Raw genomic sequence first — 14,556 nt, 5'->3', positions numbered from 1 at the left:
TCAAATGCTAGATCATAAAATAATGAAAAAATATACCAACCCACTATTCCTGCTAACTTTAATTCCGATATTGCTGCTGCTGTCTTGCAACAAGTACCTTGATGTGCAGCCAAAAGGAGTACAACTGCTGGAAACCATACGTGACTACGATGCCTGGCTAAACAACATGGACCTGCTAACTTCCACACCAGCTCAGCTAAACATGTTGGATGACCATAGTGATCTTCCAACAGTCACCGCTACTTTAACCAGCAGCAACGAGAAAACCTATACCTGGCAGGCGCAATTTTCTGAACAGGTACCCGGAACGGCCATTATATGGGGCAATTACTACAGGGCCATTTATTTACACAATACTGTAATCAATAACGTAGATAAAGCAACGGGTGGTACTGATCAGGACAGAAGAAGGTTAAAGGCTGAATCTTTACTGGGCAGGGCTTTTGAATATCTTTCTTTGGTAAATCTATATGCCAAAATGTACAATCCATCAACCGCGGCTACAGACCTGGCCGTGCCTTTTGTTACCTCAATTGATGTTACCGAGCCCACGCCACCACGCAGTACGGTTCAGGAAATTTATAACCACATTTTTGAAGACATCAATCTGGCACTTCCTGATCTTCCAAAAGACAATGCCACCAATCGTTTCCGCGGTACGGTGGCTGCTGCCCATGGGGTAATGGCAAGGGCATATTTGTACATGCGTAATTTTCCGAAAGCTGCCGCAGAAGCGCAATTGGCGCTAGATAATGGCCCAAATGTTGTTTTTGATTATAAATCTGCAACCAATGTCATCTCTGTACCCGCACTGATTAGAAGACCAGATGTAATTTATGCTAAAAATAGCGGTTTAACCTATCTGGGAAAAGAAATTCCTACGCTAGAGTTTTTGAAAAGCTTTGACACCAGCGACCTTAGGTTAAAGGTGTTTTATACGCTTGTTGGAGATTATAGTTTTACCATAAGAGGACGTACCCAATTTCAGCATTACGGTGTTTCTTCGGGAAGTCCCGTGCCAACCTGGGCTATTTCTGTGGCAGATATGCGGTTAATCCTTGCCGAAGTTGCAGCCCGTAACAATGAAACAGCAGTAGCATGTGATCAGCTGGACCTGTTGCGTAAAATGCGTTTCCCCGCAGCAACTTATGTAAAGTTTAGCTCTACAGACAAAGAAGAAGTTTTACAAAAAGTGCTAACCGAAAGAGGGCTTGAGCTTGCGTTTTGTGGCAATCGATGGTTTGATATGCGCCGTTTGGATGCAGAGGGACGAATGCCTGCGGTTAACCGATACAATGGTGTAGGTCAAATTATTGCTACGCTAGCACCAGGCAGTCCGCGGTATGTGCTGCAAATTCCAGCTCAGATCCTTTATTATAACCAGGATTGGGCACAAAATCCATAATTAACAAATAGTTGAGAATACATTAAATCGGCATGATTGATTACTTATTATTTAAAAGCATTAAGTAGTTTAATTTTTGAGGATTTATTAAATACAAATATCATAATGAAGAAACTAGTTTTATCAGTATTGCTCTTATTTCCGGTAGCGTTAATGGCACAGAAAGGAGATTACATAGTAAAAGGTAAATTGAAACAAGATCAAGTTGTGAGTAAAGTTTATTTTACCTGCAGTCAATTTAACATACGTAAGGATGTAGATATTACCGACGGCACATTTGAATTTAAAGGAACTATTGAAGAACCTGCTGAGGCCTTTATACTTGTTCAGTATAAAGGCATGCTGAAGTCAGAACGCATTCTTTTTTACCTGGAACCAGGTATAACGGGTTTTGAACAGACGGAAGACACTGCTGGATCAATAGCTGTTAAAGGCGCTAAAGCGAATGCAGATTACCAAAAATTGATGGTTGGCCTTAAGCCTGTGCTAGATAAAAAAACAAAGCTCGATAAAGAGTTTAGTGCTTTATCAGAAATACAACGAAATGATAAAAATATAATTGCTGGTTTTGATCAAAAAGAGGATGTGATTACGAATGAACGTAAGGCTGTCTGCCTCTCTTTTATTAAAGCAAATCCTGATAGTTTTTTAAGTTTGTATGCTTTAAATAAGTACACAGGGCACATTCCAGAATATGAAGTCGCTGCTCCTTTATACGAAAAATTGTCTGAAAAGGTAAAAGCCACTCCTTCAGGAAAAGCTTATGCGGCCCAAATGGAAAGTTTAAGAATTACTTCAATAGGTAAACAGGCTCCAGAATTTACACAACCTGATGCAGAAGGTAAATTGGTTAAACTGTCTGATTATAGAGGTAAGTATGTGCTTGTAGATTTTTGGGCATCCTGGTGCGGCCCTTGTCGGGCAGAAAACAAAAACGTAGCCAAATCTTATTCAGTTTATCATCCCAAAGGTTTGGAAATACTGGGCATATCTTTAGATGTGGAGCAGTTTAAACACTATTGGTTAAAAGCAGTTAAAGACGATAATTTACCCTGGAAGCAGGTGTCTGATTTGAAACCCAATAACGTTGCAGCAAAATTATATGGTATTCAAGCCATTCCTCAAAACGTATTGATAGATCCCCAGGGAAAGATCATTGCGAAAAATCTCAAAGCAGAAGATTTGAATAAAAAACTAGCAGAACTTTTTTAATATTAAATACTTATGAAGAAAATTACATTCATGATCTCCTTTGTTTTCTATGCTGTATTTGCCTTAGCAAATGCAGATGACGGAATTCAGTTTGCGCGTGGCTCCTGGGCAGAGATTACCGCGAGGGCAAAAAATGAAAAGAAACTAATTTTCATAGACTGTTATACCTCCTGGTGTGGTCCCTGTAAAAAACTGGCTGCCGAGATCTTTCCGCAAAAAGCAGTGGGGGATGTCTTCAATAGAAGCTTTATTAATTATAAAGTAGATATGGAAAAAGGAGAAGGGATAGATTTGGCCAGGAAGTTCCATGTGGGTGCCTATCCAACTTTACTATGGATAGATGCTAATGGAAATGTGGTGCACCGTGTGGTTAGTTTTATAAAAGTTGATGTTTTGCTTGCAGAAGCACATACAGCTTTGAATGGCGGCAGCAGGCTGGCAGAACTGGAAAAACAATACGAGAAGAATAAAAAAGATCCTGCAAGTGTAAGGGCCTATGTCAACTCTCTTGTAGAAACATCAGATTCCAGAGCTCAGGAAATTGCTACTTATTATTTATCTATTCTTCCAAAAGAGAAATATATAGATTCAGATATTTTTGCTTTAATTGCCGGTCAGGCAAAAAATCCCTTTTCTCCGGCGGTCACTTATCTTTTTGAAAACCGTGCTGCGTTTGATCAAAAATTTGGTAAAAATAGAACAGACCTCGCTTTAACAAATATTTATTCCAGGTACGCAAGCTCACTTTTATTACCTGTGATAAAGGGAAAGAAATTTGATGAGGTGGCTTTTAAACAGTTCGGCACCTTGTTAGATAAGGAGAAGTTTTCTGAAAGGGACATGCTTTTGGAGGGTATGCGGGTAAAAGTTTTTATGTACCAGAAAGATTGGAAGGGGTACGCTGCAAAAATCAACTCACTCATAGAAAGCGGTCTTTACAAAAATGTTGTTGGGGGCATATCTTCGCAATGGTACCAAAAAGTTTTGGAAAGTGATTGTACAGACAAAGAGGTTTTTAAGAGTGCACTAAACTGGGTATCGTTTACCTTCAACAATGATTTTACCTTTAATATGCCTTATCTGGCAAAAATTATGGACGCCAAAGTAAAGATTTTAGAACGTCTTGACGATGCCGCCGCATTGGAAAAAGCCAGAACTGAACTTGCTTTTATCAAAGTGATGGAGGGCAAGCAAGAGGAGTTTTTAAAAAAGCAGGAAGAACGTAAAAAAATGATTCAGGCTTTTACAAATACCGTTAGGCAAAATTAAATCTGGTGTTAATTCATTTCAATAAAAAAGACCATATCGCTAATGATGTGGTCTTTTTTATTTCTATTTAGGTATTATGTAATAATCCTATTTAAGCAATCTAAAGGCCGGCTGATAGACTACAGGTTGGTCATTTAGTGCCCTTATGACGTTATAAATAATCATGAATGCATTAAATGCATAAGCACAAATGAGAACGATGACGCTATTTTCAAAAAAGTTTGATTGTGGCGGTGTAGTCGTAAAAAGTGGTATTACGGTCACTTGAAACATGAACTTCCGAAATAACGTTGCAATCATAATTGATCTGATGATAGACCACGATACTTGAAAGTTAAGGATCTTTTTGCCCGTTTCATCAACCCCTTCAATTTCGTCTCTTTTTAAAATCCATAATATTAGTGGAACTATAATGCCAAGTAGGGGAAATATGATAAAACTCAATGCTGATAAATTTAGTAGCGCCAGGAAACGTCTATCTTCTGCCTCTACTTCATTAAGCGTAGTATCGGTCAGCGCTTCTGTATCTACTTTTAATGCTGCTGCCAGCCTAATTAAGGTGTCACCCCTTGGCGCTGTTTCACCACTTTCAATTCGTTGAATTGTGCGCAAACTTAGTTGAGCCCTTTCAGCAAGTTCTTCCTGACTTAAGCCATTACGTAGGCGCAACGCCTTAATTTTTTCTCCAAGTTCTTGATTTTTCATTTTTACCGTCAATAGATCGTTAATTATGACAGCAAAGGTATTTTTATAAATCGTAATTCTTTACGTCTTTTTTGCGACATTCTTAAGTCATTAAAGCCTAATTATCCAATTATAGACTTTCAAAGCCGCACATATTATAAATGTAAGCACTACCAGAAAGATGAGTGAATATTTTATGTATTCTCCAATTTTACTTTTCGGTTCTGGTTCAAGCAGGCAAAAAAATAGCTCTACTAATTCAAACATCGGCTTAGCGTTAGGCAAAGATAAATAAAGGCTTTAAAAATTAATCGTACTATTGAGTTATGGAAGTAATAAGTCCCAATCCGCAGTTACCGCTTTATTCTTTAGAAGCCGATGAGACCGGCAACAAGCAGTTCAGGGTATATAACTTTGAAGGTGATTTGCCAGATCAAGGTGATTTACTCGTTCCGCACCGGAAAGATCATTATTTGCTGGTTTTTATGAGACGTGGCGGCAGTAGACATTGGATTGACATGTCGTCTTATGTGTTAAAAGACAATACCATTTACTTTATGGGACCAAATCAGGTCATCGTAAAAGAGGGGGTAGAGCAATTGTGGGCCACGGGAATTGCCTTTACACGCGAATTTCTATTGACTCAGGGTAATGATGCGTTAAACAGATTGCCCCTTATTCAAAATGCTAAAGATGCACATGAGTTGTTGCTTTCCGCAGCCGACGTACTTTTTGTTGAAGATATACTCACCAAGATTAATGTAGAGTATCAGCAACCGGGAGATTGGCAACAGCGAATGTTAAGTGCCCATTTGGTGTTGTTACTTACTTATTTAAGTAGATTATATAACGAACAATTTAAGGACGATGATAACGCCATAGACAAGTTATTGTTAAGAAAGTTTCAGGCTAAGGTTGACCAATGCTATCATGAGCTGCATGAAGTAGGGGATTATGCATCGCTATTAAATATTTCTGCAGGCCACTTGAGTGAAGTAGTTAAAATGCAAAGCGGCAAACCCGCCATAAAACACATTCATGATCGATTGATTTTGGAGGCAAGACGTTTACTTTTTCATACCAATAAATCTTCAAAAGAAATTGCTTACGATCTCGGCTTCTCAGATGCGTCTTACTTTAATCGTTTTTTTAAGCGGGAAACCGGTATAACTCCATCCGAGTGCCGCATTGCTTTCCGTAAAATGTACCATTAATACCGTTGGATGTGTTTCATTAACGAAACGATTGTGCGGTAGTTTTGTACTATTAAAAATTAGAATTAATTATGAAAACTGTACTGATAACAGGAGCAAACAAAAGCATCGGCTTTGAAACCGCCAAACAATTATTACAACAAGGATATTATGTATACCTGGGCTGCAGGGATTTGATAAAGGGGCAGCAGGCCGTAAATCTATTATTAGCAGAAGGCTTAGACCAGGTAGAGCCTATAGAAATTGATGTCAACAATATCGAAACCATAAAAGCCGCCAGAGTACTGCTCGGTGCAAAAACTAAAGTCTTAGATGTGCTGATTAACAATGCGGGTATCTCCGGTAGCTTTCCGCAAACCTCCTTGGAAACTGACATCACTGTATTTAAAGAAGTATTTGAAACCAATTTCTTTGGTGTGATAGAGGTTACACAAACATTTATTGATCTGTTAAAGGCTTCAACGGCGCCAAGGATTGTAAATGTAACCTCGGGATTAGGTTCACTCAGCCTCCACAATGATCCGTCCTGGAAATATTATCCTTTTAAGGCAGCAGTTTATGTTTCCTCTAAAGCGGCACTTAATTCCTATACCATTACCCTGGCATACGACTTGCGTGAAACACTATTTAAGGTAAATGCAGTTGATCCTGGTTATACCGCTACAGATTTTAACCACCATTCCGGACCGGGTACTGTAGAGGATGCCGCAGCCAGAGTTGTAAAGGCAGCCGTGTTAGGTGCTGAGGGACCAACTGGTCAATTCTTTAGTGACGACAATTCACCAGAAACTGGAATTAGTCCCTGGTAAGCTAACAGGACAATTAAAGACTGTACCTATTGATACGGCTACGCATGTATCGGCAGGCTAAAGCTGAAGGTAGAACCCATACCTTCAGCACTGTTTAACAGAGTTTTGGTGTTGTGCAAGCGTAGTATCTCCGCCACCAGGTACAAACCAATACCAAAGCCAGACACCGTACCCATTATTTCGCTCTCTACCCTGTAAAACCTGTCAAATAATTTATCATGATCACTGGCATTGATGCCAATGCCCTTGGCGGTTACAGATACGACGATTTCATCGCCCTGTTTTTGACAACTTATCCATACCTTTCCCTTCTTTGGTCACCTTAAAGCTGACCATTAGCGCCCCGTTAAGGTTTGATGCAGTAGATGCGTAATGCCGATATTCCATAAATTAATTCAATTCGACACAAAAATATGTGCCTGGTGTTATTAAGTTACTTAAATAACATTCTTTAACAATGAGACTCACCATAAACACTTTAAATAGCTGCTTTACTATTTTTTTACTCGCCGCTTTAACAGGATGCAATGAAAACTCTACCTCAAAAAAACCGGCAGTTAAAGCAGATAGTGTCGCGAGTGTTGCCGTAACACCAACATTAGCTACTGCGCAAAAATATCCTGATGTAGAGACCTGGATAGATGATTTTAAGAACTTTAGAAACGCTGTTAACGATGACGATGTAGCAAAGCTAAAAACCTACTTTGCCTTTCCACTGGATTCGGATTCCAGTCAGCTTTGGAGCCCCAGCAAAGATGTAGACCTGCGAAAGCCCCATAGCGAGCCAAGAGTATATACAGAACAAGATTTTGAGCAATCCCGATCAGCGCTTTTTCATCCCGAATTTATAAAAGGCCTGCTCAAAATTAAGTCTGCAAAACTTTATGAAAGCGGGCAGGCAGAAAGTCCTGAGTTTAATGCTAAGAACGAAAAATACACGCTGTACGCCAGCTTTGATAAAGATAGACAAATACTATCCTTAAATATGGCGTACTTTAACAATACGGATAAATTTGGTGAGCACATCAGCGAGGGTGAACACAATGAGATCTACGAATTTGAGGTGATAGATCATAAATTTTTACGGTTTAAGAGATTGGTTTATGCCGGATAGCCAGCTATATAAATTTAATTCTTTCTGATAGGATTTAAACGGGGCACCATTATTGGTATACAGGATAAAAAAAATGATTTCTATAAAAAACGTACAACCATTAAATCCAGAAGCGCTCTTTGATCTCTTAAAAAAGGAATTCTCCGACTATTTGAATACAGCACTGGATGCCAACCTAAATGTTGAATACACGCACGTTTATGACGTAGTAAACATTTCATTTCCAGAAATTACAACGGGTAATGCATTTAGCCTGGTCATCTCTGATGAGGCAATTGAAGTAAATAACCACGTTACAGATGCAAATTACAATACAGAGTTGCTGGAAGAACGACTGATTGATTTTCTAACCTTAAAAGCAGGTTAGGATGCTAAAAACATCAGCAATCATCATCTTTGATCATAGTATTGGGATGTCAGAAATCTTGTTGGTTCTCTTAGCCCTGTTTGTGATATTTCTTATTCTTAGAAATATGACCCTCAAAAATATTGAACCTTAGTTTTTAAAAGGCGGTGAAAATAACATTCACCGCTTTATCTAAATCATTGAAAACAGTATTATTGTATCAAATCTTTGATATGAACCAAATACTTGATCTGTTTTTTATTGTACTGCATCTTGTTATAGTAGGATTTAATTTGCTCGGCTGGATTTGGCCCGCTACAAGAAGGCTGCATTTTATTGTGGTGCTGTTAACTGCTGGCAGTTGGCTGATCCTGGGGATCTGGTACGGAATAGGGTACTGTCCAATAACCGATTGGCACTGGCAACTCAAAGAAAGCATGGGCGAAACCAATCTTCCTAATTCATTCATCAAATATTACGCAGATAAAGTTACGGGCGCAGACATTTCATCGCAATTGGTGGATATTGCTACTGCCCTTGGATTTGCTATTGCAGCCTTGATGTCGGTTTACCTCAACTTCTTTCATAAATCTGCTAACAAATAATTTAGTAAAGAGTAATTAAATGATTAGGCATACTAGCGCTAAAGCAATACTATTGTAGAATTTAATAAAGCAAACATCGTTATATAAAATATGAAAGCATTAAAAATTGGCTGGGCTGGACTTGGCAATATGGGTACAGCAATGGCATCCAATCTTTTAAAAGCAGGATATGAAGTAATCGTTTATAACCGCACAAGAGACAAAGAAGCAGCGCTTACAGCAGCTGGTGCAAGTTCTGCAGCAAGTCTTCCAGATTTAGTTGATTCCTGCGATGTGATTTTTACGATGTTGTCTGATGATCATGCTGTCAAAGCCGTTTACAATAAAGAGGAACTACTTTCAGAAGCCCGCGCAGGAAAATTATTTATTGACATGAGCACGGTCTCACCAGATACATCTAAATATCTCTCGTCACTTTGCCAAAAACATGAGGCTAATTTTTTGGATGCACCAGTATCGGGAAGTGTAAAGCCTGCACAAGATGGTACACTGATTATCCTTGCGGGCGGCAGTATTGAAAATTACGAAAAGGCGAAGCCACTATTTGATGTATTAGGAAAACTATCACTGCATTTAGGCGAGGCAGGGGCGGGAAGTTCTGCTAAACTTGCCATCAACTATTTATTGGGGATCAATATATTAGGGCTGGCCGAAACCGTACTATTTGCCGGGAAAAATGGCATCAGTAAGGAGAATATGCTCACGATTATCAATGAAGGCGCAGTAGGTAATGGACTAACAAAATTGAAAACGCCATCCATTCTAAACAATGAATTTCCAGCGGCCTTTGCTTTAAAATACATTGTTAAAGATTTAAATTTAGCTAAAGATGCAGGCCTGGCTTCTCCAATGAGCGAAACCTTGCTCAGCAGCTTTAATCAGGCAGTTAACCAAGGATTAGGAGATGAAGATCTCATGGCTGTGATCAAATCATTGAAATAAACACCAGTAAATCAGGTTATTGTATATTTTTTGTACCATACAAGTGCCATATTTGGCCTAAAAATATACCAGGTCCGGTCCACTTACTGTCCTTATAGTAGTCTTGAGCTAGCCAGGTTCGGGGCAAACGCACAGAGAACGCACAGCAAACCCACACAGAACGCACACACCGTGTGCCTTTCGTGTGGGCTTGCTATGCCTTTAGTCTGGATTTAATCTGGTTTTTCCCCGGTTGAGTATGGGTGTTGAATATGCTCATGGCTGTAATCCCTGTTGGGAGGGAGGTACCCCAAGTCAATTAGCTGACTAAAGTTTTTGATCAATTTGGTATTTCCATTGTCTAGCAGGATAACTTTAGAAGAAATGGCCAATACATTTCTGTAATCATGATCAGTTATGATAAAACCTTTCCGGACTGAATGCTTTTTAATGATCTCCTGTATAAGTTCAACGTAAATTGGAGAAATGCCATTAAAGGGTTCATCAAAGAGCAAGTATTTGGCGTTAGAGTGGATCATCAGTAAAATTTCTAATACCCTTCTTTCTCCACCAGATAGTTGCTTCGGTTTTTGTTGCAGTATAGGTTTAATTAGATCATAATCCATAATTACATCTGCATGTTCTTTACTACAGGAGCATGCTATGATGTTTTTAATTTTAATATGATCAGGTAAAAAGCTATCTTGGGGCAGGTAGCCGAGAAATCCTTTATGATCAGAAATGGAGTTTATTTTTTTACCATCAATGCGTATGAATTTATTGTCAGCAGCTAACGAGCCGAAGATAATTTTTAATAACGTTGATTTTCCTGAGCCATTTCTTCCTAAAAGGCCTACTATTTGGCCGGGGCTGCAAGAGATAAAGATATCATTCAGAATTTGTCTGCCATCAATTTCTTTCCTTACACTGTCTACATTTAGTTCATTCATACCATGGAAAAAATAAAAACCATCACTAAGCTCATAATGGCCGTATAGATCCATAGATTTAACCTGCTAAAGCCAAGGTTGTAATAGAAGTAATATTCCTGGGGATAGCTAATTTCATAAACCAGGTAATGGCAAACAGGTATTAAAAAAGCCAATGAAATGCCAATCCCTTTAAGAAAACTTTCATTATATAGCAATAGAAAGGATAAAAGTGCCGACAGCATGCTAGCGGGAAAAATAATTTTCTGATAAAAATAGTACAAGCCACTAATCTTACGCATGTGAACGGAATTCTTTGTGACGACAAGATAGCGATTTAAGTTACTTATCTTAGCAAATAGATTTTTATTAAGCTGCAGTAAGTATAATTAGCTATTCAAAGTATTTCTTCTCGCCTTAAAATATTGAAATACACCGGTAGACCACAATACCCATAAGATGAGTACAGGTTGGAAAAAGAGTCTTGTTAAACGTGCCTGATCGGTATCTAATCCAAAAGCAGAAGTACCATTCAGGTATTGGGCAATGTTGCCAGGAAATATCAGGACGTAAAATATAGCAAGCGCAATACCTACTTTAACTTTTTGCTTTGTCCAAAATATCATGGCTAAGCCCAGTGAAATTTCAACTACACCAGATAAAAGCACCACAAGGTCTTTCGAAATCGGGATCCAATTGGGAACCTGCGCTTGAAAATCAGCCCGCTGAAAAGTAAAATGCCCAATGGCGGCGAGGATCATAAAAGATCCCAAAACTATTCTCATTACATTTTGGAGCGTGCTGGTCTTTTGCATAAGTGGGGAATTAATATTAGTATAAAGATAGTTTATCAGGATCAAAGTCCTGAAGTTTTGGAAGCGGTCGAATTCTTAATGTCTTAGTAGTTTTCTCCATCATTGTACTAGTCTCGTAATTTTCTTTTTCGTGAACTATGGTGTTGGTAGATAGGTTAAAGTCGGTACTAAAAATATGTCCTTGACCATCAGATACAGATTCGCTAAATCCTATGAGCTCAAAGGATCCGTTTTGATATCTAAATTTATAATCATTGCCGCCTCTTAACAGTTCTCTAGATAGTGTAAGAACATTTTTGGCGATTGTAACTTCAGAGAAACTGTTTCCGTCCCGATAGCCATCTTTACCATTTACATGTTGTGGGGTTATGGCTTTAGTGGTGTTTACTACAAGTCTGCGGCCTCCACCAGGAGTTCCAAAGAATATCTGTAACCGGTAGGGTGCCGTATCCGCTAACGTGTCCTGGGTAACTATAGCGAAGTCTGGCAATTGATCTTTATTTAGATCTCCAGTAGCTTTACTGATCACGCTGCTAAAAGAATCCTTTTTTGATTGAGTTTGCGCAAAGCTGGAGAAATAAGTACAAAGTGCTAATGAGCAAATTAATTTGAGGGTTAAGGGGCGTATATTCATTTAAGTTCGAGACTATTTATATAATATTGCTTTAGTTTCCATTTGTACTGCACAAGCTATGCCAGTAATTAATTTATGGATCTTGGTACCTTAGCACGGCAATAATTATTAAAATAAAATATTAACATTGGAAGCAATCAGACAAGCCTTACCAGAAGATGCAGCACAAATAGCCAGGTTTATTATTCAGGCTATGGGGAGCCTTGCTAAAAAGTTTGCCGGAACATCGAATCCTTCGGCAATTAATGCATTGTTTGAGCACTTTGCAGCACAACCAGCAAATCAATACAGTTATGAGAATACGCTGGTTTATGAAGATGAAAATGCTATTTATGGTGCAATTACGGCGTATGATGGTGCAGATTTGGAAGTGCTTAGATCACCTTTTTTAGCGTATGTAAAAGCAAATGGGGCTAGCGTATTTTCGCCCGAGACTGAAACACAGGCTGGGGAATATTATATTGATTGTTTAGGCGTATCTGCAGAAAAGCAGGGGCAGGGGATAGGGAAGAAGCTAATCCTGGGCTTAATTGAAAAAGCCCGGACCTTAGGACATCATAAAGTTGGCTTAATTGTGAGTAAGGACAACCCGCAAGCTGAAAAGCTTTATGCGAGACTGGGATTTGATGTGGTAGATAAAAAGCAGTTTATGGGGGAGGAGTACCTGCATATGCAGTATGATTGTTAGAAATTACTGCAAAGCATTAAAACCGTTATGAAGATACACGCAGAAACAGACCGAATCATTTTAAGAGAAATAGAACTTACAGATGCTGAAGCCATGTTTGAAATGGACAGTGACCCTGAAGTACACATATACCTGGGCAAAAAGCCCATTAAAACTATTAAAGAGGCCGAAGCACAGATAGCATTTATCCGGCAGCAATATGTAGATCATGGAATCGGTCGCTGGGCGATTATTGATAAGCAGAGCAATCAGTTTGTAGGCTGGGGTGGTTTAAAATTCAGGACTGATACCGTAAACGGCTATAGCAATTATTACGATGTAGGATATAGGTTGCTCAGAAAATTCTGGGGGCAGGGCTATGCTACGGAATCAGCCAAAGCCTCATTAAAATATGCTTTTGAAGTGCTAAAAGTTCAAGTGGTATGTGCTATGGCGCATCACGCAAATGCAGCTTCCAGGCATGCGCTGCTAAAAGCTGGACTTAAAATTACTACACAGTTTGAGTATGAGGGTGAGCTAAGTGATTGGTTTGAAATAATAAAAGAAGATTGGGAGAAACAGTGTAAAAACACTTAATCTTAAAAGTTCAGCTCCTTATTGGTTAATAAGGTATTTTACCTTTTTTATACAGGAAGTAACACCAAACTGATAATAGGATAAGTCCAACCATGCCAATAATACATGTTATTACAACTATGTTTCCACGTTGAAAATAAACCTTATTATCTTTCTCTACAAACTGTATAAAGCGATTTATGCCCTCCTGTTCTGTATTGTCTGTTTGGTAAAAGTAAGCAGAAACTACGTCACCTATCTTTAAACTATCCATTCGAGCACTCTGTTCGTCAATATAAATTTCAAATGGATACTGGTAACCTTCTATCTTCAAATAACGATAAGAACCTAAATTTCTAGATGGAAGATCCCCAAGCTTTTGATCCAAATAGGTGATCCTGCTGGTGACGTGATCATAGTCTGATTTTTCTTTTGTGCTGCGCGAAATTATTACACCAAATAAAATGCTTGTAGCGAGACATACTAAAACTACTACTCTGAAGGTAAGAGGCAAAACCATGATTTGTTTTTTATTTCAAAGTTATAATAATTCTATTCTTGTTAATGGATGTTATAAATGGGACTAACATCAGTTAGATGACAAAATGATATTCTCAATTTCTTCAAGCCGACCTTGAATAATGGTGAACTTTTCGGGATCAGGATAATTTGGGTGCCCAATCAAATTCCATTTCATCTCTTTATGTTTTTTACAGATGGGTTGAAGTTTTACACCATAAATGTAGGTTTTTAATAAAACAACTTCATTATTTAAGCCATTGCAAAAAGCAGTTTCAAAATCAGTGCTAGGAAACGTATCGGACTGATGAAAATTTTGACCACCAATAGATAGGATCTGGTTGCCGGGAAGCTGGAACAAGTAATGCACCCCTTCATCTTCGTACTCGGGCAATTCGATGTAACTTTCAGCTACAACCCGAATAAATTTCATCTTGTTCTTTAGCAATGCAAAATTTAAGTTTTTACGGGCTGAATTTATACTGTAATACTCCTGTGCAAAATTCCAACAGCCAACTAAACTATAAATAATTATGGTTCCAATCAGCAAATACCGTTCTTGACTGGTTTCAAGTTTAAAATAAAAAAAAACACCTACTACAGCCGCCAGAATTAGCCAGCCAACCAGAAACTTTATTTGAAATTTACTCCTGTTAACAAGATGTGTCAAATCCCGATTTAAAATCTTAATTTCAGAACTAGTGAATGGTCTTTCCGCGAGCATTTAATCTATCCTTTTTTTACAAAAATATCATAAATTATTATGCGTCGCTTAAAAAGTCAGTCTTTGATAAGAAGGTCTTATTTAAAATAGGCAAAAGTTTTAGCTTTTAGATG

The 14,556-nt window shown here is 38.4% G+C and carries 18 protein-coding genes; 11 read left to right on the top strand and 7 right to left on the bottom strand.

The window, feature by feature from the left end; translation table 11 throughout:
- Positions 1–22 precede the first annotated feature (22 nt).
- From LPB86_RS17645 to LPB86_RS17635, 3 genes are all read left to right on the top strand, one after another.
- Positions 23–1,405, top strand: coding sequence for a RagB/SusD family nutrient uptake outer membrane protein (locus tag LPB86_RS17645; protein WP_230646436.1), 1,383 nt, complete (start codon positions 23–25; stop codon positions 1,403–1,405).
- Between the two features lie 105 nt (positions 1,406–1,510).
- Entirely contained in the window at positions 1,511–2,617 is a 1,107-nt protein-coding gene (locus LPB86_RS17640; protein ID WP_230646434.1) for a TlpA disulfide reductase family protein, read from the top strand.
- Positions 2,618–2,629: 12 nt separating this feature from the next.
- The gene (locus LPB86_RS17635; RefSeq protein ID WP_230646432.1) at positions 2,630–3,886 is read left to right on the top strand and encodes a thioredoxin family protein; all 1,257 of its coding nucleotides are present in this window, start codon (positions 2,630–2,632) and stop codon (positions 3,884–3,886) included.
- Positions 3,887–3,973: 87 nt separating this feature from the next.
- Here the strand turns inward: LPB86_RS17635 and LPB86_RS17630 are convergent, their stop codons facing one another.
- Entirely contained in the window at positions 3,974–4,591 is a 618-nt protein-coding gene (locus tag LPB86_RS17630; RefSeq protein ID WP_230646420.1) for a helix-turn-helix domain-containing protein, read from the bottom strand.
- A 305-nt stretch (positions 4,592–4,896) separates the two neighbouring features.
- On the opposite strand from LPB86_RS17630, the gene LPB86_RS17625 reads away from it, so the two are divergent.
- Together LPB86_RS17625 and LPB86_RS17620 are read left to right on the top strand one after the other, a co-directional pair.
- Positions 4,897–5,784: an AraC family transcriptional regulator gene (locus LPB86_RS17625; protein ID WP_230646418.1), complete on the top strand. Its 888-nt coding sequence runs from the start codon at positions 4,897–4,899 to the stop codon at positions 5,782–5,784.
- 71 nt (positions 5,785–5,855) lie between these two features.
- The gene (locus LPB86_RS17620; RefSeq protein WP_230646416.1) at positions 5,856–6,593 is read left to right on the top strand and encodes an SDR family oxidoreductase; all 738 of its coding nucleotides are present in this window, start codon (positions 5,856–5,858) and stop codon (positions 6,591–6,593) included.
- A 38-nt stretch (positions 6,594–6,631) separates the two neighbouring features.
- On the opposite strand, the gene LPB86_RS20990 is transcribed toward LPB86_RS17620, so the two are convergent.
- Entirely contained in the window at positions 6,632–6,862 is a 231-nt protein-coding gene (locus LPB86_RS20990) for an ATP-binding protein (RefSeq protein WP_370632858.1), read from the bottom strand.
- A gap of 188 nt (positions 6,863–7,050) precedes the next feature.
- Here LPB86_RS20990 and LPB86_RS17615 point away from each other — a divergent pair, with 188 nt between their 5' ends.
- The 4 genes from LPB86_RS17615 (at position 7,051) to LPB86_RS17600 (ending at position 9,600) form a co-directional block, all read left to right on the top strand.
- Positions 7,051–7,707: a hypothetical protein gene (locus tag LPB86_RS17615; protein ID WP_230646414.1), complete on the top strand. Its 657-nt coding sequence runs from the start codon at positions 7,051–7,053 to the stop codon at positions 7,705–7,707.
- A gap of 73 nt (positions 7,708–7,780) precedes the next feature.
- Positions 7,781–8,074 carry a hypothetical protein gene (locus tag LPB86_RS17610; protein ID WP_230646412.1) on the top strand — a complete coding sequence of 98 codons (294 nt, stop codon included), beginning with the start codon at positions 7,781–7,783 and terminating at the stop codon, positions 8,072–8,074.
- Between the two features lie 212 nt (positions 8,075–8,286).
- On the top strand, positions 8,287–8,658 hold the full coding sequence (locus LPB86_RS17605) for a DUF2784 domain-containing protein (protein ID WP_230646410.1): 372 nt from the start codon (positions 8,287–8,289) through the stop codon (positions 8,656–8,658).
- Positions 8,659–8,748: 90 nt separating this feature from the next.
- The gene (locus LPB86_RS17600) at positions 8,749–9,600 is read left to right on the top strand and encodes an NAD(P)-dependent oxidoreductase (protein ID WP_230646408.1); all 852 of its coding nucleotides are present in this window, start codon (positions 8,749–8,751) and stop codon (positions 9,598–9,600) included.
- Between the two features lie 212 nt (positions 9,601–9,812).
- Here LPB86_RS17600 and LPB86_RS17595 read toward each other — a convergent pair whose 3' ends face one another.
- The 3 genes from LPB86_RS17595 to LPB86_RS17585 all read right to left on the bottom strand — a co-directional run bounded on the left by LPB86_RS17595 (position 9,813) and on the right by LPB86_RS17585 (position 11,957).
- Positions 9,813–10,583: an ATP-binding cassette domain-containing protein gene (locus tag LPB86_RS17595; protein ID WP_230646406.1), complete on the bottom strand. Its 771-nt coding sequence runs from the start codon at positions 10,581–10,583 to the stop codon at positions 9,813–9,815.
- A gap of 314 nt (positions 10,584–10,897) precedes the next feature.
- A complete protein-coding gene (locus tag LPB86_RS17590; RefSeq protein WP_230646401.1) occupies positions 10,898–11,323 on the bottom strand; it encodes a hypothetical protein in 426 nt (141 codons plus the stop codon).
- 16 nt (positions 11,324–11,339) lie between these two features.
- Positions 11,340–11,957, bottom strand: coding sequence for a hypothetical protein (locus tag LPB86_RS17585; protein WP_230646398.1), 618 nt, complete (start codon positions 11,955–11,957; stop codon positions 11,340–11,342).
- A gap of 127 nt (positions 11,958–12,084) precedes the next feature.
- Here LPB86_RS17585 and LPB86_RS17580 point away from each other — a divergent pair, with 127 nt between their 5' ends.
- Both LPB86_RS17580 and LPB86_RS17575 read left to right on the top strand, forming a co-directional pair.
- Complete coding sequence (locus LPB86_RS17580; protein ID WP_230646396.1) at positions 12,085–12,645, top strand: GNAT family N-acetyltransferase; 561 nt, start codon at positions 12,085–12,087, stop codon at positions 12,643–12,645.
- Between the two features lie 27 nt (positions 12,646–12,672).
- Entirely contained in the window at positions 12,673–13,221 is a 549-nt protein-coding gene (locus LPB86_RS17575; RefSeq protein ID WP_230646393.1) for a GNAT family N-acetyltransferase, read from the top strand.
- A gap of 25 nt (positions 13,222–13,246) precedes the next feature.
- Here the strand turns inward: LPB86_RS17575 and LPB86_RS17570 are convergent, their stop codons facing one another.
- Positions 13,247–13,720 carry a hypothetical protein gene (locus LPB86_RS17570; RefSeq protein ID WP_230646392.1) on the bottom strand — a complete coding sequence of 158 codons (474 nt, stop codon included), beginning with the start codon at positions 13,718–13,720 and terminating at the stop codon, positions 13,247–13,249.
- 69 nt (positions 13,721–13,789) lie between these two features.
- Positions 13,790–14,152, bottom strand: a complete 363-nt coding sequence (locus LPB86_RS17565; protein ID WP_230646391.1) for a hypothetical protein — start codon at positions 14,150–14,152, stop codon at positions 13,790–13,792.
- Positions 14,153–14,556 lie beyond the last annotated feature (404 nt).

Origin of the sequence: Pedobacter sp. MC2016-14 (genome assembly GCF_020991475.1) — a bacterium.
GTDB lineage: Bacteria > Bacteroidota > Bacteroidia > Sphingobacteriales > Sphingobacteriaceae > Pedobacter.
The sequence above is the reverse complement of the archived record's forward strand: the minus strand, read 5'-3'. Positions and strand labels throughout refer to the sequence as shown.